At 44.4% G+C, this 24,238-nt stretch carries 22 protein-coding genes and 1 pseudogene; 11 read left to right on the forward strand and 12 right to left on the reverse strand.

Features of this window, described 5'->3' with window-relative positions; all coding sequences use genetic code 11:
- Window positions 1-37 precede the first annotated feature (37 nt).
- Window positions 38-1,414: an MFS transporter gene (locus MSED_RS04410; protein WP_012020826.1), complete on the reverse strand. Its 1,377-nt coding sequence runs from the start codon at window positions 1,412-1,414 to the stop codon at window positions 38-40.
- A gap of 203 nt (window positions 1,415-1,617) precedes the next feature.
- Between MSED_RS04410 and MSED_RS04415 the strand changes: the two genes are divergently transcribed.
- From MSED_RS04415 to MSED_RS04435, 5 genes are read left to right on the forward strand one after another with little or no spacing between them, the layout of a single operon-like run.
- Window positions 1,618-2,175 (forward strand): hypothetical protein, encoded by a 558-nt coding sequence (locus MSED_RS04415; RefSeq protein ID WP_012020827.1) that lies wholly within the window; start codon window positions 1,618-1,620, stop codon window positions 2,173-2,175.
- Between the two features lie 38 nt (window positions 2,176-2,213).
- Entirely contained in the window at window positions 2,214-2,609 is a 396-nt protein-coding gene (locus MSED_RS04420; RefSeq protein WP_012020828.1) for a PadR family transcriptional regulator, read from the forward strand.
- On the forward strand, window positions 2,606-3,523 hold the full coding sequence (locus MSED_RS04425) for an ABC transporter ATP-binding protein (protein ID WP_012020829.1): 918 nt from the start codon (window positions 2,606-2,608) through the stop codon (window positions 3,521-3,523). Before MSED_RS04420 ends, MSED_RS04425 begins: the two co-directional genes overlap by 4 nt.
- Window positions 3,511-4,314: an ABC transporter permease gene (locus MSED_RS04430; protein ID WP_012020830.1), complete on the forward strand. Its 804-nt coding sequence runs from the start codon at window positions 3,511-3,513 to the stop codon at window positions 4,312-4,314. Before MSED_RS04425 ends, MSED_RS04430 begins: the two co-directional genes overlap by 13 nt.
- A 50-nt stretch (window positions 4,315-4,364) precedes the next feature.
- On the forward strand, window positions 4,365-4,733 hold the full coding sequence (locus tag MSED_RS04435; protein ID WP_048060017.1) for a DUF488 domain-containing protein: 369 nt from the start codon (window positions 4,365-4,367) through the stop codon (window positions 4,731-4,733).
- Between the two features lie 6 nt (window positions 4,734-4,739).
- Here MSED_RS04435 and MSED_RS04440 read toward each other — a convergent pair.
- A pseudogene (locus tag MSED_RS04440) lies at window positions 4,740-6,219 on the reverse strand (ammonium transporter).
- Window positions 6,220-6,582: 363 nt separating this feature from the next.
- Window positions 6,583-8,169 (reverse strand): APC family permease, encoded by a 1,587-nt coding sequence (locus MSED_RS04445; RefSeq protein ID WP_012020832.1) that lies wholly within the window; start codon window positions 8,167-8,169, stop codon window positions 6,583-6,585.
- Window positions 8,170-8,509: 340 nt separating this feature from the next.
- Between MSED_RS04445 and MSED_RS04450 the strand changes: the two genes are divergently transcribed.
- From MSED_RS04450 to MSED_RS04460, 3 genes are all read left to right on the forward strand, one after another.
- Window positions 8,510-9,643: an arginine deiminase family protein gene (locus tag MSED_RS04450; protein ID WP_012020833.1), complete on the forward strand. Its 1,134-nt coding sequence runs from the start codon at window positions 8,510-8,512 to the stop codon at window positions 9,641-9,643.
- Between the two features lie 284 nt (window positions 9,644-9,927).
- Window positions 9,928-10,908, forward strand: coding sequence for a metallophosphoesterase family protein (locus tag MSED_RS04455; protein WP_048060018.1), 981 nt, complete (start codon window positions 9,928-9,930; stop codon window positions 10,906-10,908).
- 252 nt (window positions 10,909-11,160) lie between these two features.
- Complete coding sequence (locus MSED_RS04460; RefSeq protein ID WP_012020835.1) at window positions 11,161-12,075, forward strand: metallophosphoesterase family protein; 915 nt, start codon at window positions 11,161-11,163, stop codon at window positions 12,073-12,075.
- A 175-nt stretch (window positions 12,076-12,250) separates the two neighbouring features.
- On the opposite strand, the gene MSED_RS04465 is transcribed toward MSED_RS04460, so the two are convergent.
- From MSED_RS04465 to MSED_RS04475, 3 genes are read right to left on the reverse strand one after another with little or no spacing between them, the layout of a single operon-like run.
- A complete protein-coding gene (locus tag MSED_RS04465; protein WP_012020836.1) occupies window positions 12,251-12,658 on the reverse strand; it encodes an alpha-E domain-containing protein in 408 nt (135 codons plus the stop codon).
- Window positions 12,648-13,448 (reverse strand): transglutaminase family protein, encoded by an 801-nt coding sequence (locus MSED_RS04470; protein WP_012020837.1) that lies wholly within the window; start codon window positions 13,446-13,448, stop codon window positions 12,648-12,650. Before MSED_RS04470 ends, MSED_RS04465 begins: the two co-directional genes overlap by 11 nt.
- A complete protein-coding gene (locus MSED_RS04475) occupies window positions 13,433-14,755 on the reverse strand; it encodes a circularly permuted type 2 ATP-grasp protein (protein ID WP_048060019.1) in 1,323 nt (440 codons plus the stop codon). The genes MSED_RS04470 and MSED_RS04475 overlap by 16 nt, the downstream gene beginning before the upstream one ends.
- A gap of 253 nt (window positions 14,756-15,008) precedes the next feature.
- Here MSED_RS04475 and MSED_RS04480 point away from each other — a divergent pair, with 253 nt between their 5' ends.
- From MSED_RS04480 to MSED_RS04490, 3 genes are read left to right on the forward strand one after another with little or no spacing between them, the layout of a single operon-like run.
- Window positions 15,009-16,346, forward strand: a complete 1,338-nt coding sequence (locus MSED_RS04480) for a nitrate/sulfite reductase (protein WP_012020839.1) — start codon at window positions 15,009-15,011, stop codon at window positions 16,344-16,346.
- Window positions 16,336-17,589, forward strand: coding sequence for an MFS transporter (locus tag MSED_RS04485; protein ID WP_012020840.1), 1,254 nt, complete (start codon window positions 16,336-16,338; stop codon window positions 17,587-17,589). The genes MSED_RS04480 and MSED_RS04485 overlap by 11 nt, the downstream gene beginning before the upstream one ends.
- The gene (locus tag MSED_RS04490; protein ID WP_012020841.1) at window positions 17,586-19,508 is read left to right on the forward strand and encodes a molybdopterin oxidoreductase family protein; all 1,923 of its coding nucleotides are present in this window, start codon (window positions 17,586-17,588) and stop codon (window positions 19,506-19,508) included. The genes MSED_RS04485 and MSED_RS04490 overlap by 4 nt, the downstream gene beginning before the upstream one ends.
- 96 nt (window positions 19,509-19,604) lie before the next feature.
- Here the strand turns inward: MSED_RS04490 and MSED_RS04495 are convergent, their stop codons facing one another.
- Genes MSED_RS04495 through MSED_RS04520 form a run of 6 tightly spaced genes read right to left on the reverse strand, consistent with a single transcriptional unit; the run spans window position 19,605 to window position 24,155 of the window.
- Entirely contained in the window at window positions 19,605-20,213 is a 609-nt protein-coding gene (locus MSED_RS04495) for an urease accessory protein UreD (RefSeq protein ID WP_048060021.1), read from the reverse strand.
- Window positions 20,182-20,817 (reverse strand): urease accessory protein UreG, encoded by a 636-nt coding sequence (gene ureG / locus MSED_RS04500; protein ID WP_012020843.1) that lies wholly within the window; start codon window positions 20,815-20,817, stop codon window positions 20,182-20,184. The genes MSED_RS04495 and ureG overlap by 32 nt, the downstream gene beginning before the upstream one ends.
- Complete coding sequence (locus MSED_RS04505) at window positions 20,814-21,413, reverse strand: urease accessory protein UreF (protein WP_012020844.1); 600 nt, start codon at window positions 21,411-21,413, stop codon at window positions 20,814-20,816. Before MSED_RS04505 ends, ureG begins: the two co-directional genes overlap by 4 nt.
- On the reverse strand, window positions 21,394-21,834 hold the full coding sequence (locus MSED_RS04510) for an urease accessory protein UreE (protein WP_012020845.1): 441 nt from the start codon (window positions 21,832-21,834) through the stop codon (window positions 21,394-21,396). Before MSED_RS04510 ends, MSED_RS04505 begins: the two co-directional genes overlap by 20 nt.
- Window positions 21,835-21,843: 9 nt before the next feature.
- Window positions 21,844-23,511 carry an urease subunit alpha gene (gene ureC, locus MSED_RS04515; protein ID WP_012020846.1) on the reverse strand — a complete coding sequence of 556 codons (1,668 nt, stop codon included), beginning with the start codon at window positions 23,509-23,511 and terminating at the stop codon, window positions 21,844-21,846.
- Window positions 23,508-24,155, reverse strand: coding sequence for an urease subunit gamma (locus MSED_RS04520; RefSeq protein WP_012020847.1), 648 nt, complete (start codon window positions 24,153-24,155; stop codon window positions 23,508-23,510). Before MSED_RS04520 ends, ureC begins: the two co-directional genes overlap by 4 nt.
- Between the last annotated feature and the right edge of the window lie 83 nt (window positions 24,156-24,238).

Consider the following 24,238-nt stretch of genomic DNA (forward strand, 5'->3'; position numbering starts at 1 on the left):
GTGACTGGAAATACAAAAAAGTTCTAAAGTGATAAAATCACGCAGTCTCTACACTTACTTCTCTAGAGGACTCTTCCAACGGTTTCCTCTTCGTTTCAGGTATGGCTACTAAAGTTATGACCGCAGCAATTGCCGCTATGGTTGCAAGGAAATACACAGCAAACGACTCGCCGTACTCATGGAAAAGTGATGGAAAGACGAAGGATGTCAGAGTGGCTCCTATTCTTCCTGATGCCACTGTTAGTGACTGCACCAGTCCTCTTACCTTGGTTGGAGCAAGCTCTACCCCAAGAATTCCTGATGCGGATACTGAGCCAGGTCCAGCCTGTGACCCCAAGTTCTGCAGTCCGTAAAGGAAGAAGGCTATAATAGGTGAGAAAGATGCCCCAGCTGAACTCTTGTAAAAGGCAAAGGACATTAAGGCAACTGCCATTACCACGAATCCTACAACCTGCAGTGGTTTCCTTCCAACTCTGTCAATCAAGGACAGAGCTATTATCCCTCCAGGTATGGTGAAGGCTCCTTCAATTAAAAGTTGAAATACTCCTGAATTAATTCCTAGACTGCTCGCAATGAGGCTTGGACCAAACAATATTCCCGAGTACGCCACTATGTCAAAGAGGAACCAAAGTATACATGCCGATAGGAAAAGTGCCCAGTTCCTCCTGAAGTACTCGCCGAAGCTAGTGTTATCCTTGAGATTAGAGGTGAGATTTACCTCGGTTCCCGTGACTTCCCTAATTACTCCCTTCACTCCCTCAGTATCTCCCCTTATCCTTCCAAGGAATCTCGCAGTTTCAGGAATCTTTCTTCGCAGATAGATCACAGAAGCTGAGGGTATCGCACCTGCTGCCAGCACAATTCTCCAGACTAGTGAAGGAGGTACCCCTGCCGCCTGTAGGGCAAGATATAGAATAGCTGCTAGCGTCGCGCCAAATCCCCAAAACAAACCAAATCCTAGAGCAATTATCTTTCCCCTATCCTTGGCGTTAGCGTGCTCAGCCATGATCATGGGAGATAGAACGTAGTCGGCACCGACTCCTAGTCCTAAAAGGAACCTAACTATTATCAACTCTGTGGGATCTGTCACGAAGGCCTGTAAGAGGGCTCCCACTGTCATGAGGGTTACGTCGATCCCGTAAAACTTCTTCCTTCCCTGGTTAGATAGCAAACCAAAGATTATGGCGCCTATTGCAGCCCCTGCTAGCGCGGATCCGGAAATTGCCGCAGTAAGGGAAACGTAATCTGGGCTCTTTGACGTTATTCCGAACTCCGAGAGGACTAACAGGAGGACAATACCAATGGAGGAAAGGTCATATCCATCGGTGAAAACACCCATTCCCGTGGTCACAAGGGATTTGATATGGAAAAAGGAAAGCCTTTTCTCGTCTAACGGTTTAAATATATCCTTCATACACCTCACGTATTTTCTATATTTTTTAGCATTATGTATATAATCAATATATGACTCTATAACTCTCTAGTTGCTATATAGTCTATGTATATGGTACGTGCTTGTCCAGAAAAGTTTGCTAAATCAGGATCTTGAACCTACATTTTCAATATGAAACCATAGATCTCGATCAGACTTTTATTCTAGGGCTTAGGTCTAGGCTTATGAATATTGGTCTCATTATATCAATCATTTTCATCGTGATTGACATTCTCATATCCCTATGGAACAGCTATAACGCGGGACAGATATTCAGGGCGAGGAAGACGTTGGGCTTGATTTTCTACTTCTTTGGTGGTTTCCTTCCCATGGGCTACATGGTCTTGCTCGCCCTTACCCTAATACTGGGTTACCTAGGTTATCTCTCGTTCTCTACCTTCACTTTCCTCTTTTCCTTCAGTTTCCTGTTCTTCGGTCTCACGTTCATAATATGGGGGATCATCGCGACAGTAACCTCGGCCATGGCGTTCTCAAGGACCCATAGCTGGACCTCAGGTCTTATCACCATTTATGATGCAGTGGTCACGATCTTTGACGCTTGGGAATACATCTCAGGCTTTTACTCTGCCTGGAAGAGCGTACGTAGAGCCGTAGACAGCAGTGACTTCTCTATTATAGACGTACTTGCCATAGCAGCTCTAGCCTTGGCCATTGGTTTCATTATTACTTATGTTGCCTTCAGGGAGGGAGAGAAGAACTCGAGAATTGCCACCTGGTACTAGCCTCAAACGTTAATATTTTCGATATCGTAATTGATATCATGTTTGGCCAATGGCAAAGGAAGAGAGGGCTCGCAAACCTGATTCTAACGCTTCTGGACTCTAAGGGGGAGATGACAGGAGCCCAGATAATGAGGGAGATTGAGAAGGTCACGCAGGGTATCTGGAGGCCCTCTCCAGGAGCGGTTTATCCGGCACTGGATAAAATGGAGTCAGAGGGTCTCATCACGGTATCAAAGGTGGAAAGGTCACAGCGTTACTACGCAATCACAGAAAAGGGGAAGAGGTTGCTCTCGCCTCAGGGCAGTCTGGAGGTAGTAATAGGAGACCTAGAGTATAACGTTAGATATCTTCTGGATAATAGGGATCTCCTCACCCCAGATCTTAAGGAGAAATTGAAGGAGATCCTCGAGGAGATGGAGGCGATTCTCAAGTGATAGATGTGTCCCACCTATCGAAGACCTTCCAAGTGAAGGGGAAAGAGATCCACGCGTTGAGCGATATAACGTTCGAGGTGAAGACAGGTGAGATATGTGGCCTTGTGGGACATAACGGAGCTGGAAAGACTACCCTTGTAAAGATCCTTTCAACCCTAATAATTCCAGACAGTGGAGAGGCCAGGGTCGAGGGTCATGACGTGGTTAGCGAGGCCAATATTGTCAGAAAGTTGCTGGGCGTTATGACTGTCAGCGAGAGGGCCTTCTACTACAGGCTCACGGGAATGGAGAACCTCATGTTCTTTGCGTCAATCCGAGGTCTTTCCCTAGGGGAGTCAAGGTCAAGGGCGAAGGAACTCTTGGAAATGGTAGGACTCCTAGATTGGAAGGACATCCCTTACATGAAGTATAGCACAGGGATGGCCAGAAAACTCGCTCTAGCCAGGGCATTGATCACCGACCCTCCCGTGATCCTCATGGACGAGCCAACCCTGGGAATGGACCCAATCTCCTCGAGGGAATTTCGTAGGCTAGTTGAGGGGTTGGCCAAGAGAAAGACCGTATTAATGACGTCACATAACATGGCCGAAGTGGAGGACCTGGCCCAGAGGGTAGTAATCCTGAACAGGGGTAGTGTAGTTGCCAGCGGTTCTCCCCAGGAACTAAAGGAGAGGGTGGGAACCATGAAGTTGGTTAGAACAAGGTCACCCGATGCGAGGCTAAGAAAATTCGTTGTGGGACTATCAGATCAGTACTTCTTGGTACGGGTCCCGGAGCACTTCAACGTTGAGGGAGATGAGGTTAGAAGGGAACCCGCCACGTTGGAGGACGTTTTCGTGTCTCTTACGGATGAAGCAGATTCCACGACCAACAGATCTAGGGGAGGTGGAGGTTGGAGAAGATGGGCATCCTAACCAAGTTATATGCCTACATCTACCTGAGAGGATTTAGGATCTGGAGCAGTTACAAGACTCAGATGGTTCTAAATGTTCTATCGTGGGTTTTACCCGTTTTCACCTACTACTTTGTGGGCACTTCTTTGGGCGGAGACCTCGAGAACTTCACAGGTGTTACCAACTACACGGCATTCGTGGTGATTGGGCTAGCGTTTCAAGGTTACGTGTCCTCTACAATAACCACCATAAGTCAGAGACTTAGAAACGAACAGCTTTACGGCACCATAGAGTACTACGTGCTATCAGAGGGTGGAGTTCTCTCCTTTCTTGTTTACTCCGCGTTGTGGGGTTTCACAATAAATTCCGTTAATGCGGGAGTCATCCTGGGGATTGGGGAGATGCTACATGTTCACTTCGAGATTAATCCAGTATCAACCTTGGTAGTTTTCGCCCTACTCCTGTCATCTGCCCTGGGGCTCTCAATGATTTCTGCAGGTTTCACCATGTTGGTGAAGCAGGGAAACCCAATCTCCTTCTTCTTCTCTACCTTTACCACGCTGATGTCGGGGACGGTTTTTCCAGTCACGGTATTGCCAAGCTGGATAAAGGAGATTAGCCTAGCCATACCCCTAACCTGGGCCCTAAACGGTCTCAGACTCACAATGTTAGACGGTTACGGAATAGGCGGAGTGGGGGAGATCGTGTTAGTTCTCGTGCTCTTCAACGCAGTTCTCTTACCGCTGGGTGGATGGTTCTACCTTTACTCCTTTAACAGGTCCAGGAGAAAGGGAACCTTGAGCGAGTATTAACTAAACAGTGAGGGTAGGTTAACTTATACTTGTACATCTCTTTACATCACATGATAAAGATCAAAAGGGTATACGACGAGGCCTCGAGCGACGATGGAGTCAGGGTATTGGTTGATTTGCTGTGGCCCAGGGGACTCAGGAAAGAGGAGGCCAAGATTGACCTCTGGATGAGGCAAGTCGCTCCTTCAGATGAGCTGAGGAAGTGGTTTGGTCACGATCCTAGAAGGTGGGAAGAGTTCAAGCGAAGATATCTAGATGAGCTGAGAAACAACCCCGCCGTGAAGGATCTAGTGGAGCTTGCCAGTAACAGGGATGTGACGCTCCTATTCTCAGCCAGGGACAGGGAAAGAAACAACGCAGTCGTGTTGAAGGAATACGTGGAAGAGGAACTGAAAAGTAGGGGAAAAGGGCTTAAATAAAAAACGTCACTCTTTCTTTTCTTCTTTATCCTTAACTTCCTCCTTGACTTCCTCTCCCTTTCCCTCAGTCGCCACCACTTCAGCGTAGGCTCTCTCTCCATGCATTGCGTAATCTCCGACCTTCAACTCCTCTGGAGGTGCCCTGAGCGGTATGAATAGTCCTATAGCCTTCAAGAGTCCATACGTTACGGCGAAGTCATACACGAAAACTACCAGTGCACCAAGAGCCTGAATACCCACCTGTGCTACGTTGCCATACAGGGCTCCCACTAGGGCAGGATCCACGTACTTAGTTACGTTTGGATCAGCGAATACTCCAGTGAGTATTCCCCCCCACAATTCCCGCAATACCGTGGGTAGAGAAGACGCCAAGGCTGTCATCTACCTTAAGCCTGGGCTCCAACTTGTATAGTGCCAACCAAGGCAGGGAACCAGACGCAATCCCTATTAACATGGAGTAGGAGCCATTGACGTAACCAGCTGCCGGCGTGATCGCCACCAGTCCGGTTATGGCACCGGATGTTGCGCCAATGAGGGAAGGCTTTCCAAAGAACTTCATGTCCATCAACATCCAAGTTATGGCACTCACTGCAGTAGCTATGTTAGTGTTAAGGACAGCTATTGCGGCATCTATCGTGGACCCTCCTGGATCGCCACCGTTGAATCCATCCCATCCTAGCCAGATAAGTCCCGCACCTGCGAGAATTAGGGGTAAGCTGTGGGCCTCAAGTTTCCTCTCAGAGGCAACTCTTGGTCCTACTGCCAGAGCAGCCGCGAGAGCTCCCACGCCAGCATCCACGTGGATAACGTATCCCCCAGAGAAGTCCACAGCACCGAGCTGGTTCAACCAACCACCAGCGAATAGCCAGTAAGCTACAGGGCTGTAAACTAGGAGGGACCAGAGGGGCACAAACACCATCCACGCCTTGAAGTTCATTCTCTCCAGAACTCCACCAGCCAAGAGAACAGGGGTTATGGCCGCGAAGACGAACTGGAAGAAGATATAAGTCGAGGTGGGTATGTCGAGCGGAGTGTTTGCAGGCCCATAAATGGTCTGAGAACCCTCATAGAGTCCGGAAGTTGCAGGTGTAGGGGACCCGAGAATTCCAAATCCGTTTATCTCGAGGAGAGGCTTTCCAAATCCGAAATTGTATCCCGCAATCATCCACACTACTAGAACTGCAGCGAAGGCGTAGAAAACCATCATCGCACTATTTATGGAATACTTTTTCTTGGATAGGCCAGCGTAGTATAGGGCAACGCCTGGCACGCTTTGAAGTCCCACAAAAGTCGCTGCGGTGAGCATCCATGCGTTACTTCCAGTATCTAGCCAGGAGGGAACTGCCACTGCAGGATAATCCGCCGTGTGATTTGCTAAGGCAGTAACTGTGGAATTTAACTGTTCTAGGGTGGAATTTGTAGCCCCTAAAACACTTAAACCTAACAGGAGAGGAATCAGGAGTATACCTAACAGGACTTTTTTCATTTTTTTCTCGAGAGGGATCTTGTTAAATAGCTAAAAAATATACTGACAATTCCAAATGAATAGTTTTCTGAAGTAAGATTAAGTTATTGATGACTTTTAATCTTTTCTCTGGACAAGAGGACGGCGTGACTAAATAGATATCAGGTTATTTCCAAAACCTTGTTAGTTATAGTTTAAATATAATCTCTTTTATCATGACGTTACTCAATTTCTATTATATTATTAATTTCTTTGATCTAAAGTTATTTTGAACCACGATCTGCGCCTTTTCTATGAATCATGTAACCGGGTACACAAGGAGCCTTATAATAAAAGGCAGGAGGCATGTAAGAAATGTATATTAAAAAAGATTAAGATTCTTCTCTACTCTGGCGGAATTTCCTGGAATGAGTATTTGATATCGATATCCTCTTTTCTTAGCCTGTACCATCTCATTACGAAGTAAATGATTATTCCAGCAATGAAAGGAGAAGAGACTATGAGCCAGGTGACCGGATTCATGTTTATTCCTAGGTAAATTGTGGAATTTCCAAACCAATAGAAACCGTATACACTCATGACTATTAGGTCAGCAATGGATATTCCTAGTATTACGGCCCTGTTTCCCTTTAGTTCTAATCCATTTCTTCTGATTGATGCGACTATGGACGCCAGAATGACCACTATGAAGCCGAAGAGCAGAGCCATGGCATCAGCAGTATCCATGCCATAAAAGAAGGCAGAGCTGAGAGGTGTGACAGTGATAACGGTGAGACTACCAATTGTTATTGCTTCGTCGATCAGATGTGCCACCACAGGGGAATGATATCTCTCACTAACATATGAGACAATTGTTGGTAGGGCCTTGTCAAAGGCCACAGCCATAAAATACCTAGATACGAAGAGGGCGACAGCGAACATTATGGCAAGGTACCAGAAGTAAGACCCTATCACAAGAAAGAGATCTAAAGGCAAGTTCCTGAAACTCACTACTACATCAAATATTGGGTTTAGGAGATTAGAATAGTTCGGTCCCAAGACTCCAGCTCCTATGAAAAACTCTGAAGTAAGCGTACTAACTGACGAAGAGATGAAGAAGGTTATTAGCAGACCCGCAACAACAAGAGCTGCTAGTACTCCGATCCTGAACGCCTTACTTCCCCCTCGGACCTCCCCAGCGACTGAAGTGGCTCCATTAACAAATGGAAGGAAACTCGCAGTGAACACCATAAGACCAATTGTAGCTAAGATCGGATTGCTGAAGAGTGGTGTCGCAGAAGAACTCGCCTTCACTATGGAGCTGTAATCGTATCCAGACGCAGTTATCGATGCGGGCGTAACGTAATGCATCAGTATCCCTGTTAATACAAAGGTTACTAAGGCTACAATAGTTATTCCACCCATTATTTGATTGGTATACTTTGGCAGAAAGATGTTTATTGCAATTACTCCTGTGAAGGTAATTGCTCCTATCGCGAGAATTGTGAAGGGGTTCCCTAAGGTAGTTGCCAATGACGTGTAGGAGCCTCCAAAATCTGTCCCCAGTGCCGAAAAACCTGTCTGTAGCTGGCCCACGCCATCGTAAACTATGGCAGCGTCAAATATCATCTGGGAGATGCCGAAGACAAGCCCTGTTCCCACTCCGATAGCAGGATGTAACACTCTACTCGCAAAAACGTAATCTGCAGCAGTTCTCTGAAATTTCTCGCTTATTTTTGTCCATAAATAACCGTGGGGGAGAAGAACTATCCAGCTGAGTAGGGCGCCAATAACCACAAGCCCGTTCGGAGAGATTGAGAGACCCGATAGGTAGGATATTGGAAGGACGTAGAATGCAATGAAGCCCATGCTAATAAACATGGCAGTTAGCCAGTTTATTTCCCTGACTAAACCTGAGGACTCCCTTGCAAAAAGGGAACCCTTAATTCCTTTTTGATCTTCTTTACCGCTTGCCATTGGTTCAAAATTCAATTGACTCCCCTAAAAAGTTCTTTATTTTCTACATAAAAAGAGTATAATAATATAAGTAGAAATATGAAAAGTATTCATTAATAAGAATGGATCAACAATGAACTGGCTATACATGTTTTAATTAAATGGAATCAGATGTAACACATTCTCCTTAACAACGATAAGAGTTCCTAGCATATTACCATGATGGATATCGGGAAAGAATCTAAATTATTTTAAAGTATATGGCGTTGTTATCTAAATTATATTTAACCTTTTCTAGATGCAGTATCTTGAATAATGAATAAATATTAGAATATTGAGAGGAATAAATTTTAACCTTTTCCTAAAGCACCATTTAATGATACAGGTCCAGGTTAAGGCAGAGTATAGCCCACTTAGGAAAGTAGTCGTGGCAACTCCAGGAAATGAGAAAACTAGGTTAACTCCAAAGACGCTTTACGAGCTACAATATGCAGAAATTCCCGATCCAGTAGAGCTGAAACTGGAGCACGACGAGTTTGTGAAGAAGTTAAGGGAGAACGGAGCTGAGGTCATAAACCTGAGGGAAGAGGTCATGAAGCTTAAGGAGGAAGAATTGGTCGCTCTAATAAAGTCTAGTAGCGAGTGTGATATTTTACTAGACAACCTCGATAAAGAGTTGATGGCCGAGATACTGATCTCCGGCCTGACTGCTAAGGAGGCAAAGGAAATGGGAGCCAACGTCTTAATTCCCGAAAATGAAGAATTTTGCGTAAAACCATTAGTTAATATCATGTTTACAAGGGATCCAGGGATGGTACTGGGAGGCACGTATGTCTCTGGAAAGATGAGATGGGAGTCGAGAAGAAGGGAGCCAGAGATCTTCACCGCGATACTTAAACCTAAAAATGTATTGAAAGTGGAAAAAGGATTCTTCGAGGGAGGAGATTTCTTTCCACTAGACGGGAGGCTTCTCATGGGATTTGGAACCAGAAGTAGTGGGTTAGGACTTAGTTACACTGTCCCTAAACTCATGGAGAGTGGAGAAATTGATGAGGCTATACTGGTAAAGCTGGACACACCAGAACTTCATCCCAACAAGGGTATAGGTCATTTAGACACTGTTATGGGTATCCCAGCCCAGGACGTTATAGTCTATTACAAGTCTCTTCTTGATAAATCGAGCGTTTACCTATATAAAGGGAAGGAGATAGTGCGGGACAATAGGGTTCTCAGCGAAGTGATGAAGGATTATTTGGGTCACGATCTAAGGATTGTCAATATAGGGAATGCTGAATATTATGCTGAAGAGAGGGAACATTGGCTTCTAGCTAGTAATATTATTGTAGTAGGTAAAAACAAGATCATAGCCTATGAACATAACAGACTGACCAATAGGCTCATGACGGAGGCGGGTATAGAGATTATAACATTCAAAGGAAATGAAATTATAAAGGAGGGCGGAGAGCGGAGCGGTCCTAGATGCATGACACTCCCACTGCAAAAGTATTGAAATCTAAGTGCTTCAATACATCAAAAGCACTTTATCATAAAATTATCTAAACTATTTTTATATTTTTATAAATCCAATAAGGCTATAAATTCCATAAAATATTAGTATTAGAAAATTAATTCTTAAGGTTCTGTAGTTACCCGTACAATTATTAAGTTTTCAGTAGTTAACGACGGTTGTAATAAGACTTTTTAATTTTTAGAGAGTGTTCTAACGATTAGCCTAGTATACTATTAATGTTTTTGCCAGCAACCCTTTTTAATAGAATAACTTTTAGACAATTCATGCCCCTGTTTAAAAGAAGAGGAAACAACGAAAGTGTAGGCGGAAAGAACAAAACAAGGATTCTATTCACCTCCGACCTTCATGGGTCCGAGACTGCTTTTAGGAAATTTCTGAATGCCGGAGTGATGCAGAAAGTTGATTGCCTTATCATAGGTGGAGATATTGCAGGAAAGTCATTGGTACCTATCATAAATAAGGGAAATGGTTATTTTGTTGTTGAGGATAGGGAGATCAGCGGTAGCTCTCTTAACAACGTTGTCGCGGAATTCCGAAAGAGCGGCGCGTATTATGCGATTCTCTCTAAGGCTGAGCATGAGGAATTAATCAATAACAAAAAGAAACTTGACGAGCTATTTCACGAAAAGATGAAGGAAAACCTAAGGAGTTGGGTTGAGATTGCTCAGGAAAAGCTGAAGGAAAGACGGATTCCAGTCTTCATCAACCTAGGTAACGATGATCCTTCGTTTCTCTTTCAAGTTATTGAGGAGAGCGAATTAATGAGAAAAAGTGAAGGAAATATAATAGACATAGGCGGTCACGAGATGATATCCTTCGGATATGTTAATCCCACACCTTGGAGAACACCTAGAGAAATGTCCGAGGACGAGCTGATGTATAATCTGAGGGGAATGGCTGAGAAGTTAGAGAGGCCAGAAAAGGCAATTTTCAATTTTCACGCTCCTCCATATAATACTTCCCTTGATAATGCACCGTTACTCTCTGCCGACTTGAAACCAGTAGTAAAGGGAGGCGATGTGGTCATGACTCACGTAGGTTCTAAGGCTATTCGCAAGATAATAGAGGAATATCAACCAATGCTAGGCATACACGGACATATTCACGAGTCCAGAGCGTTTGATAAGATCGGAAGGACAGTGATAATAAATCCAGGTAGTGAGTTTAACCAGGGCATACTTCACTCTACACTTATCTTGCTAGAAGATGGGAGAGTTAAAGGTAACCAGTTTATAGTGGGCTGATCTTTGTTAAAGGAAATTCGGGATATCCTATTCTACACCTTTTCCCACCCTTAGCGTAAAAATTTTATTCGGAAACGACCTGTTTTCTTAAGATCCTGATCTCCTTATGCATTGAATCCATAATTTCTCTTAAAATCGAAACTAGTCATTCGTGAAAATTTTAACGTCTCCAAGTTAAGATTTATCACGACTTTTTATATATTTATAATTTTTTGTTTTAAGGCTTAAATTCACGTCCACGTTTTAACACTTATGCCATTGCAAACTAAAATACTATTTACGAGTGACATTCATGGATCAGAAACTGCCTTTAGAAAATCGTTGAACGCAGCCAAGATGTACGATGTAAATTATCTAGTATATGGGGGAGACATGTTCTCAAAGGATTTCATTTTTGTTATGAGGGAAGGAGGAGATTATTATGTTGATGGAAAGAAAGTAAACCTGGAAGCCCTTCAGGAGAACTACATGATAACGGGTAGGATGCCCATAATCATGAGTAAAGAGGAACTAGACTTTACCCTAGGCAATAGGGAAGCCTTGAGGAAGGTAGTACTAGAGAGGCTGGAGGCACAGGTAGATAGGTGGGTAAAGATACAGAGGGAGAAAATGGAGAACTCTAATTTCTTCGTAGTATGGAACTTGGGAAATGATGATCCATTGGAGTTGGATTCTCTACTGAACTCCTATGGCATCGAGACGTGTCAGGGTAAGGTGATAGAGTTGGGCGACCTCAAAATGATATGTGAAGGTTTTGTGAATCCAACTCCCTTTCAGACGTACAGGGAAGTGCCAGACTCCACCCTTTACATAAGGCTTGAGAGATTAATTGAAAAGGTAAATCCTAAGGAAACGGTATTGAATGTTCACGTTCCGCCTTTCAATACAAAATTGGATCTGGCAGTAAATGAGAGAAAGGAAAGATCACACGTAGGTTCTAGATCAGTGCATGACCTGATACAGAAATATCAGCCTTTAGTGGGACTTCACGGCCACATTCATGAGTCTCCCGGGGTAGACAAGATTGGAGAAACGAAAATAGCAAACCCAGGAAGCGAATATCAAAGCGGAATATTTAGGGGAGTCTTAGTAGTTATTGAGAGGCAACTCGAAAAGGGTCTATTGAGGTCATTTAAGGTAAAGGCGATAAGTCTCATTCATGGATAGAGTCTATGTAAAATGTTCACTCCATGATCGAAAGATGGCATGAAAACTAGTTCGCTAAGAATTGTCCCCGCGTCTTAGAAAGGTACTCACATGACCTTCAAGCGTAGTTATATCGAAGTCACTCAATTAGTCGCGACCTTACTTCTAGATTTTGTTCTACGAACCCGATCACAATTCACTTGGGTTCAGGCTGATTCTCCTGTTGAGATCTCATCCTCAAGTTGTATATTCTTTCATTGAAGTATCCTTCTAAGCTATTCCCCAGCCTCATGGCACTAGAGATGATATCGCTGAAGTAACTTACCAGGTTATCCTTAGGTGAATTTATCCTTGACTCCATTTCGTTAACCTCGATCATCAGTTTCTCATTAGCAAAACTTCTTATGTTCTCCCGAAGTAGCTCTAAGGACATCCTAACATATTCGAAGAGCTCCTTCTCACCTTTCAATCCATATCCCTTGGCTATCGAGTCCAAACTGCTGCCATTGTTGACCGCTATTATCGAGATCCTACAAATGTTCTCTATCCTTTCCAGGTACCTTCCCGTCCAGTAAATTCTGTAAGCTAAACTCTTAGTCAGCAACCTTCCTCACCTTAATCATCACATTCTTCAGTTGATCCTTACCAGAGCTCATGAAGCTCCCAACTATTGGACTTACGTCAGCGAAATCTCTTCCTATGGCAAATTTCACATATCCTAGGTTGTAAAACCTTCCTCTTGTTGGATCAACGTCCACGTAAGTTCCGTCTGGCATCATGACCTCAACCCACGCATGAGTAGCCCTTGGATTATCGTTAACCACTCCCATGACGTATCTGGCGGGAATTTTCAGAGCCCTTAAAATCGCTAAGGTAACGTGAGTGTAATCCTGGCAAACCCCCATACCCAGTTTAAAGGCATCATATGCGGTCGTGGTGACGTCAGTTGCTCCAGGGGCATACTTTATTCTGTCCCTTACAAACTTCACGGCGGTCTCTATTACTTCACCCATGCTCTTAACATTCTTTGTCAGTTCACTAGCGATTTTTTGAAAGGGTTCAGGATCCACAAGTTTTGTGGGCAAGAGAAATTGATTGAATCCGTAATCGTAAGGAAAATCGTAGTTAACTCTTATCGCCTTGGTGTCCACCCTTACCAGGCTCTCAGAATAAATTTCCAATCTTTTGTGGACTTCTGTAACCTTTATTTTATAAACTATATTGTCAAAAATATCCCTAAAATACGTCTTATAACCCTGTGGAATGGAATCGACCTCGTGCTTCAAAAGCCGTTGATTATCACCGTCGTAGGGCACTATCCTACAGGTGTTCTCGTTCACGATTACGTCCGCCTCGTACTCGTAAACGCTCCTATAGATTACCTCGTAATCCACACCGGTTTCACCATCCCTCCAGAAGAGTTATTTGTTACCCTACTTCCAACCACACCGACTCGACTTAAAACTGCTGTGGCCACCCTATCGTAATATGTGAAGAAGCGGAAATCTGCAAAAGTCTCGTAAAACGAGTCATTTATCGCAGAGACCACGGTGTCGAAATCGAGAACCTCTTGCGCTATGAAGTTCTCATACTCCTTTACCAACTCCTTTAGGACACTGGCGTTCTCATCCTTCATTATGGAGAGACCAATGCCTCCATAGCCTTCCCTCTTCTTTATCACGTAACTCGAGGGGTTATTAATCACCCTTTGAAGGTTCTCCCTTTCATATAGGCATATGGTAAAGGGCTGTGTAACCTCTTTAAGGGAAATTCCATATCTCTCAGCTAGGAATGGTATCCAAACGAAGGTTGCCTTGTCATCAGCTACTCCGACGCCTGGGGCATTGGCAATGGTAACCCACCCGCGTAGATATGCCCTCATCAAATCTGGAGTGAGCAACTCAAGGTCCTCAATTCTCCTGTATATTATGTCAACGTGAACTTCCCCCTCATCTAACGTCTTTACCACAACTTCTCCCTGGTTCACCTGTATATCCTTGGGCTCTGCCAACACAAACCCGAGTTTGTCAGAAATGAACCTGTGTTCAAAGTAAGCGGAGTTTAGGGGACCGTCCGTTAAAAGCACGATTACGGGATCCTTGCTTCCACTCGCGTAGCGAAGTGTATCGTAAAGATATTCTAAACCCGATGGTTCCTCCACGCTGTAACCCTGAGATAGTTCAGGTAAAAATCGATGAACGTATTCGAATGCCCTATAAGAATAGGCTATTCCTGAGGGCACCCTTACGTTGTCCTCAAGAATGTAGGGTTCACCATTTACTCTAACAATATCAGCACCATTCACATAGATGTATATTCCCTTGGGTGGGGAGAAGTCCATCATTTCCGGTTTGAAAAAGGGTGTAGTCTTGACTATCCAATCAGGTATGTGCACGGATTTCTCCTGGTAAATTTCCTTGACCAAGTGGTTAAGAACTAGGTTCCTTTTAACTAGATAATCGGATATCCTAGAGTAAAAATCTGAACTAATAACTCTAGGAATAACGTCGATGGGTATACCCCTGTACCTTGAAGAAGTATAGAACGTGAAGCCTTCCATGTAAGCTTGTAAGTTCACCAACCTGCTTAAATCAAAAATTTTATTCTCTAGGACGGTAATGTTATCCATTAGTCTGCGATTTATTGGATCCATCAGGAATTCATTGTAGGTTCTGTCTCTAATTATCCTCCTTATTTTCACATGTTCATACTAGATTCTGACAACTTTAAGTATTTCCAGCGTAGAAGATTAAAGAGAATTAAGTGAATCAGGTCCTCCACATTTATAGTATGTCTACAACTGACACGTGGACAAAACGTTCTGACCAACTATAAAATGTAAACATGACTCTTTTATGCCTTGGCAATTAAAGGTTAAATATCATTATAATTAGAAAGTATTTACTATGAAAGGGGAGAATATATAAAATCTATTTTATGTTGAGGGCTTATATATGAAATATAGTGAGAAATTTAAATCACTCTACCCAGAAAGATTTAAGGGAATTTATTCAAGCAGAGGAGATAACGATCTTATCTCCATAAGGATAAGGCAAGGAAAAGAACGGGATCCCTCTAGATGGTGGTACCAGCAACTAGAGGTCTTAGCCAATATATCTAAGAAAGGAGATGGAAGAGTTCATTTTACAACAAGGGGAGATGTAGAACTTTACGGAATTCAGCTATCTGATAAGGAGAAGGTGCTGAGAGAGCTTGAGAGTGTCGAGTTGGATCCAAGGGATTCCTGTGGGGCATCGGTTAGAAACGTCCTTCCATGTCCATCTTACATTTGCCCCTTTGCTAAGACAGATGCAATTAAGGCCTCCCTTGAGATAGCTTCCTTCTTCAGACATAATCCAGAGTACGAATTTCCCAAACTTCCAAAAAGGGTAAAGATCTCTGTCTCGGCATGTGAAAAGGGATGTTCGGTTCCCGTAATAATGGATGTGGGAATTGTAGCCAGAGGTGAAGATCTCTTCGACGTGTGGGTGGGTGGGGGAATTGGAGACCATGATTTTCAGGGCATCAAGCTATTTGAGGGAGTTACGCTCGCTGACGCCAAGAGGATCTCCATAGCGGTTACCAACATCCTGAAGCGAGAGAATGAGAAAAGGGGATTCAAGTGGGTAGTGCAAAAATACGGTTCCGAAAGGGTTAAGGAAATGATCCTGAATGAAATTGAAAAGATTCAGATAGAGCGGATTAAGGGCATACCATCCTCACACCTCAACGCAAAGTTAATGGTTGTTAGAACTAGGGGTGGTTGGCTGAATTGGGAGGAAGTCGAAGAAGTTGCCAAGATTGCAAGGGAGAACTTAGGTTTTGTCTCGCTCTTTAATTCGCAGGCGATATTCATTCCTGTCAGGGAGTTACCTAAAGGTGCAGAGTCCGTTGAATATCCTTACCTTAAAAATGTTGTCGAGGCATGCATTGGAGATGATTATTGCCCTCCTGCAATAATTTCTACTACAAAAATGGCCGAGGATCTGTTAAAAACTGCCTCAGACAGTAAAATGCGTATTCATATCTCCGGCTGTTCCCACTCGTGTGGAAGGCATCAGGTTGCGGATTTAGGATTCAGAGCAGTTATGAGAAACGGGAAAAGAGCTCTGAAAATATATGTAAATGGCAATAATTATAGCATAGGAAAAGTGGTAGGTGAAGTCGACTACGAGGATTACCTTCTAGTTGTGGACAAGTTAAAGGGGATAGACTTAGAAAATATTGAAGAAATAAGGAGAAAATTAATGGAAATTCCTTCCTTTAAAGCTGGTGGTCAGAGTGAGGAATAGGGGATTGGTTTCAGGTACCTTAGCCTTCTTTGCAGGCTTCGCAGCAGTTGCCCTGTTTGGAACGACAGCCTTAAGGATAGGGCCACTCCTTCATCTTAACCTGGTTGAAGTGTCTTGGTTGGTTGCAATTCCAACCTTAACTGGTGCCTTCCTGAGAATTCCCTTTTCGCTTCTAGTAGATAATTTAGGGCGCAAAACCATCCTATTACAGTTGCTCTTGGGATTGCTAGGTCTCTTGGGTATCATCTTCACTCTAATGCATCTAAATTCTCTCTCCAGCCAACTTATCTACTATCTACTCCTGCTCTTTGGTGCCTTGGCGGGGACTGGAATCTCCACATTTTCGAGTGGCGTCACATACGTTTCCTATTTCTTTCCCCAGAAAGAGCAGGGAAAGGCCCTGGGCATTTTTGCGGGATTGGGTAACACAGCCCCAGGCATTTTCACTACACTTCTTCCCTTTGCCCTATCATACCTAGGATTAGTATATTCCTATGTGGCCTGGGCCCTTTTTCTTAGTATAATGATACTAATTTACATATTGGTATCCATAGATCCTCCATTTCTTCATTTCCTGAAGGAGGGGAAGACTAGGAAAGACGCTGAGGCCTTATCTAAATCCATGGGTTTGGACATCGTTCCGTCTCATTCCTTATCAAGATCCCTGGTTAAGGCGTTAAGGAGCCCTAGAATATGGGCTCTAGTCTTCATGTATTTGACCTCATTCGGTGGATTTGAGGCCTTAACAGAATGGCTTCCCCTATATTGGAAAAGCTTCCTTCACCTAACTCCAGTGGAAGCTGGTATCCTTACTGGAACTATTTACTCGCTACTGACTGCTGTAGTAAGGATACCAGGAGGTTGGATTTCAGATAGGATTAATGGAGAGCTAGTGTCAACTATAGCCTACCTAACAATGATAGTAGGAAGCTTGGTCTTCCTCTTCGCGTTTTCCCTTTCCCTAGCAGTAGTTGCGGAAATTATAATTGCTGTGGGAATGGGAATGGCTAACGGCGCAGTGTTTAAACTGGTTCCTAGGTACTCTCCCACTGCAGTCAGCGGAGCTTCAGGCCTCGTGGGCGGATTAGGTTCCGCTGGCGGTCTCCTCCTTCCACCCATAATGGGTTACGTAGCTACGTTGCTGAACTTTCCTGCTTCATTCCTAGTCTTTACTATCCTTGCAATCATCTCCTTAGTTCTATCGGTCCTTCTACTTAGAGCGAGTGAGGCGATGAGGGCATGAGCACCATATGTCCTTACTGCGGGGTGGGCTGCAAACTTCGTGTCAATGGAAAGGTTATTCCTGAAAATTATGTGACTAACAGAGGAATCATGTGTGTTAAGGGAGCCACACTGTTGGATACCTTAGACTCGGGAAGAGTAACATATCCCCTTCAAGATTCCAAGGAAATTACGTGGTCTGAGGCCAAGGAGATTATTTCAAGAAAATTAAAGAAAATATTGAGAATTAAGGGATCCCTAGGAATTTACATTGGGGCTCAGATACCGACAGAGGATCAATACCTGACCGTAAAGTTGGGGAAAGGCCTTCTTGGAACCCCTAACTTCGACTCGAATGTTAGGCTATGCATGGCCAGCGCTGCTCATTCTTTGAAATTTAGCTTCGGTGATCCTTCCCCTACAGCATCATATGACGAGATAGAGAGAGCCGAGACTTTCTTTTTGGTGGGAGTAAATCCAGCATCCAATTTTCCTGTTCTATGGACAAGAATTATCTCTAGAAGAAGGAAGGGAGCAGTGGTGATAGTAGTTGATCCTGTGACAACGGATTCCGCATTACAGGCAGACATTCACGTGAAAATTAAACCAGGAAGGGACATAGTCCTCTTGAATTCCATAGCTAGCGTAATATTGGATTCTGCTAAAATTATTCCAGAGGGGTTTGAGGAATTCAGAGAGATAGCCACTATGTTTCCACCGGAAAGGGTATCGCAACTACTAGGTGTTGATAAGAATGTAATTATATCCATAGCTAAGAGAATAATGGAGAGTAAGACCATCTTTATGTGGGGGATGGGGGTAAATCAAACATATAGGGGAGTCGATACTGGTATCCTGATCTCAACTCTCGCCATGATCACTGGTAACTTAGGCGTACCTGGTACTGGTGTATTACCATTGACTGGACAACATAATTCAATGGGAGCCAGGGAAGCGGGCGCGTTGGCAGGCATGCTTCCGGGATTAAGGTACGTTAATAACGAGCAGGAAGTAAGAGAGGTAGAGGATTATTGGGGTATACCAAGGTATTCCATACCTAGAAGCTATAACACCATCACCGACATGTATAAGTTAATGGAGGAAAGGAAAATTAGGGCCCTATGGATAATAGGGACAAACCCCGTTATCTCCTTGCCCGAGGCCAGTAAATTTAAGGATCTCCTTTCCTATCTAGATCTGGTAATTGTACAGGACTCTTACCTTACAGAAACGGCGAGGGAGGCAGATATAGTTCTTCCTGCAGCTACTTGGTCCGAAAGGGAAGGAATACATACTGCAGGTGATCGAACTGTAGGATATCTATCCAAGCTGAGAAATCCTCCTGGGGAAGCTAAACCTGATTGGGAAATAGTCAGGGAGTTGGGTGTTGCCATGGGATTTGAATTGGAGTACAGGTCAGTGGAGCAAATTTTTAACGAGTTCAAGGAGCTCACGAGAGGAAGAATGGATGATATATCTGACATGACTTACGACGATTTGAAGTATGGGCATAGATGGCCAAATAATCAATCAGTAATTCAACCTAGATTGTTTAGAACCAAGGGGATCGAATACGAGACCGACCTTGAAATAGAAACAAATAATCTCTTCATTATTACAGGCAGAACTAAAATGCATTGGAATACAAGGAGTAGATCCTCTAAGAGCTGGTTACTATCTAGCTTAGGACAAGACGATTACATCTTTCTAGGACAAGAAGAGTGTTCCAAATTGAGCGTAGAAAGTGGAGAGGAAGTTGAAATAAATACTAATGAAGGGCAGATAAAGGCGTTGGTCAAATGCGTTGACTGGGTATCCAATAATACTGCCTTCATGCCATTTCATTGGGGAAGGGCTAACAGGATAATGGATTGGAGGGCCGATCCCATGAGCAAGGAACCAGCCTATAAAATGTTGAGGGCCTTTGTAAGGAAAGCTTGAATTTTATCACGATATGTTTATGATAGTATAGTTTTTGGAACATTAGATAGATAAATCCTATCTAGACTGGATTCGAGTATATTTAGTAGGACTAGTCTAGAACCAGATATTGGTGAGCTCAGTCCATCTACGAAAAATTTTGGTGTATGGCAATATCTCCCTTGAGAACGAGAAATCCCCATCCTTTACGGTGTATATTGTCAGGAGACACTCGTCTCCCATTAGCCAGGGATTAAGGTAATCCCCATCCTTCATTCTAAATACGTCGTAAATCAAGAGTTTATCTCCACTATATATCCTGGTAACAGATTTAACACTTCCCTCAAGGAATCTCTCTCCCGTAGCCCTTCTACCTGGAATATACGCCTCCACAATGGTGGCACTTCCCTCAACGTAAAAGTCACTCTCGATTAGTAAGTTGGCCCTATTGTAGAAGATGAAGGGATGTACTAGGTAGTCCGAGTTAAGGAGCCTAACCTTGGCCCTTATTTTAACGTTTGAGTCTGAGAGAACTTTTGTAGATGCTTGATCAGTGACCCTTTTCCTTTTAACTTCGATGTCATATTCCAACTCGTCGTCATTGGCCAGCACTTCCGAAGGATTGACCAGTATCACAAGATCTTGCGTGAGAATAGCGTTAAGTGTGCCCTTCCTTTCTATGATTAGGCTATCTTCATTGTCCCTTATTTCCAAATACCCTTTCAAGTCCAAGCTCCTCGTCCAGTATTCTTATGAGCTCTCGTGTGCCCTCGCCGGTTTTAAGGCTGATAAATACGCTGGGTTTTCCTCTCCTAACCCTTAGTGAGTCCTCTCTCATCTTATTTAGATCCGCCTGCACATATGGGGCAAGATCTATCTTGTTGACCACTAGGAGATCACTCTCGGTTATCCCAATTCCACCCTTCCCCGGATACTTGTCTCCTGCCGACGTGTCTAAAACAAAAATTGTGAAGTCGGCCAATGACGAACTGAAGGTCGACATAACGTTATCACCCCCACTCTCGATGAACACGAGATCTGGATTTGCTCTCTCCTCAAGTGTTTCTAGAGCCCTGAGGTTGAGGGACGGATCTTCCCTTATGGCAGTGTGTGGGCACCCTCCGGTGACCAAGCCCAGCACGTTTTCCCTAGGTAGAATCCTTAACCTTTCCACTAGGTTATGGTAAATTCTCATGGCATCGTAAGCAGATACCACGTCATTCGTCAAGATTCCAACCTTGATTCCCCTTTCCGAATACTCCTTAGCGAGAAACTCAATCAAGCTAGTTTTTCCAGATCCAACAGGTCCCAGAATACCTACCTTGATCATGACATGAACACCTTTGGCTCCCTTTCCTCATGTTTCTTAGACAACACGTCAAGTAAAGGGGAGAATGGCTCGAACTCCTCCTGTAATGATACAGTCTCCAGTACCCGCGTAATCAGTTTCTGTCCCTGTATGAAGTTTAGCGCTCCCAATCTGACCGCCGAGTACACCATTTGTGCTAACTCAGAATACGCTAGCCCTGCCAGACAGGCTACTTGATCTATCTTCATCGCGACGCAACACCTAGCTATCACCACAGGATAGCTTCCCCTTAGACCTCTTCTAACTTCATTAACAAAATCGTCATTACAAAGTCCCAACATGGCTAGGGACTTGCCCATGTTTATTGATGCCTCTCTCAACTCCCTGGTAAGCTTGGATGCAATAGAGATATCGTTGGCCTTCCACGGATCAGTGAAGGCAATCCTAGCCACTGGGATGTCTCCCTTCTCAATCACATTCCTGAAAGTTGTGACAATGAAGCCCTCCACGTCGATTCCCTCGTAATAGGCTTCCTCAACCCCGAAGGAGTAATTGAAACCACCTAGAGGAAGTGAACCGTCGAAAAGGTGAAAGGCCCTAATGATCGGGATCGACAAACTGGACTACCTCTCCCTCTATGGGTATTTCCACATTGGGAATGAATTTTTTCTCCGTGACCTCTGGCTTGAATTGAGAGAGTAAGTTAGGAAGGTTGGGATTTTCAAGCGGGATATATAGTTCGTTTCCCAACACCATTGCCTTCATGTGAAGGTTACCCACCGCAAATCCAACCCTGAAACTCTCCGTAGGTTCTCTCAGGACTATCCGTATTACTTTCTCCTCCCTCTGAACTAGTCTCCAATATTTACCTTTAAACTCGAATACATCCCCGTCTTTTAGTCCCTTAATGTTTAGAACGTGTATCCCGTCCTCTAGGGTGATCTTTACTCTGCCCATCTCTATTGATCTTCTGTCTGTCACCAATTCCCTCACCTCTTCCCTGACAGGAAGGGAAGTTATTCTCACCACGTTCTCCATGTACCTCACCTAAAACAGGAAGTATAATCTGGTTAGAGGCAATTCCTTAGAAGGCGGGATCTTCGGGACTACCCCATCGACCTTAACCTCATATTTGTCAGGGTCCACCTCTATCTCAGGCGTAGCATCGTTAAGTTTCATGTGAGATTTCGAGATGGTCCTAGTATTTCTTACTGGTACCACTCTCCTCTTGACATTTTTCCCCGCTTCGTTTACCCCATCCAGTGAGGAAAATAGCAGGGATACCGGCGCTGTAAATCCGAACATGGGTTTGTAAAGCACAGGCTGAGCATATGCAATAGAGGCGTTGGTTTCACCCATTAGGGCCCATGAGATGGCTCCGCCCTTGATAACCATGTAGGGCTTCGCGGGGAAAAACCTAGGGTCCCACAGAACAATATCTGCCAGCTTTCCAGGGGACAGGGATCCTACGTACTCTGATATACCGTGGGTTATGGCAGGATTTATGGTTATTTTTGCGAGATATCTCAGGACCCTTTGATTGTCAGGCATGGGGATCAGGTTAAGTTCCTTCATCTTATGAGCAAGCTGGAATGTCCTAATTCCTGTCTCCCCAATCCTTCCCATGGCTTGCGAGTCCGAAGACATCATGCTTATTGCCCCAAGATCGTGGAGGTAATCCTCGGCAGCCATGGTTTCAGCCCTGATTCTGGATTCCGCATAGGACACGTCCTCAGGTACCTTTGGGTTCAGGTGATGAACTGCCATGAGCATCTCCAGGTGTTCCTCATATGTGTGGACTGTGAAGGGTTTAGTGGGATTAGTTGAGGACGGAAGTATGTTGGGTTCTCCTGCAATTTTAATGATGTCTGGAGCGTGACCTCCTCCCGCACCTTCCACGTGATAGGCGTGAATAGTCCTACCGCCAATCGCGCTTAAGGTGTCCTCGAGGAATCCGCTCTCATTAGATGTATCTGTGTGAATAGTGACCTGCACGTCCCTCTGGTCAGCCAAGGTTAAGGTTTCATCAATTACCCTCGGCATGGCTCCCCAGTCCTCATGAATCTTGAATCCACACGCGCCCTGGTTCAGCACTTGCTCCATGCTAACTGACGTTGATGACGCCTTCGCAGTTAGACCGAAGTTTACGGGATACTGGTCCAGGGCAGAAAATATCACTCTCAAGTTCCAAGATCCTGGGGTGACCGTGGTTGCCTTGGTCCCCTCGGCCGGACCGGTACCTCCGCCAATTAAGGTCGTGAAGCCTGCGGAGATCGCATCGTATACCTGCTGTGGGGCAACCCAGTGAACGTGAGTGTCTATGAAACCTGGAGTGGCTATTAACCCCTCTCCAGAAATTACCTCGGTCGACGGTCCCAGCACGAAGTCAACTCCATCCATGGTAAATGGGTTACCACCATGACCTATCCCCACGATGACTCCGTCCTTTATTCCTATGTCGGCTTTAACTATTCCAAGTAAAGGGTCCATTATCACCACATTTGTGATAACGAGATCCATGGACTCCTCTTCCTTCACCGTCGGAAGAAGACCCAATCCGTCACGGGCGGATTTGCCTGCACCAAACACAAGTTCATCACCCTTTCTAATCATGTCCTTCTCGACCGTGATAACTAGGTTTGTGTCACCCAGTCTGATCTTATCCCCCTCTGTTGGTCCGTATAGTTCTGCGTATCTCTCCCTTGAAATTTTCAAGTGAACCCCCTCTCCTTAGCCCTTTGTATTGCCTGCTCCTTGCTATGCAAGCTTCCTTCAGTGAGGCCGTTCAGACCCTCGACCCTGCGGGCCCCACCTATAGGCCTTAACTTTACCACTCTTGCCTGTCCAGGCTCGAATCTCACAGATGTCCCAGAGGGAATGGCCAGTCTCATCCCAAATGCCTTTTCCCTATCGAATTTCAAAGCCCTATTGACCTCAAAGAAGTGATAATGGGAGCCCACTTGAATGGGTCTATCTCCCGTGTTAGTTACCTCTAGCTCTACTTCGTCCTTTGCTATCTCTATCTCTCCTTCAGCGGTAATTATGTGATTAGACCTCCCTGGTATGGGATTTCTGATGGTCACCAACTTGGTCCCATCGGGGAAAGTGGCTTCAACTTGAACCACCTCAAGCATGGAGGGTACCATTTCCATAACGTCATCTTCTGTGAGCAGGTTCTGTGCCTCCTTAATTATTTGAGACATCGGTTTACCCTCTCTTGCACTCTCCAGCACAAAGTCCGTTATTATCGAGAGAGCCTCCACATAATTTAGCTTAAGCCCCTTAGCCTTTCTTCTCCTTGCCACTTCCGCTGCTACAGTGATGAGTAGTTTTTCCTGTTCCCTTGGTGTGAGAAACATTTTTGATCATTATGGAGATTACACAATCAAAAAATAAATATTAAAGGAAATTTCTTAGAACTATTTTAAAAGAGGTTGCGCTA

The organism is Metallosphaera sedula DSM 5348, assembly GCF_000016605.1.
GTDB classification, from domain to species: domain Archaea; phylum Thermoproteota; class Thermoprotei_A; order Sulfolobales; family Sulfolobaceae; genus Metallosphaera; species Metallosphaera sedula.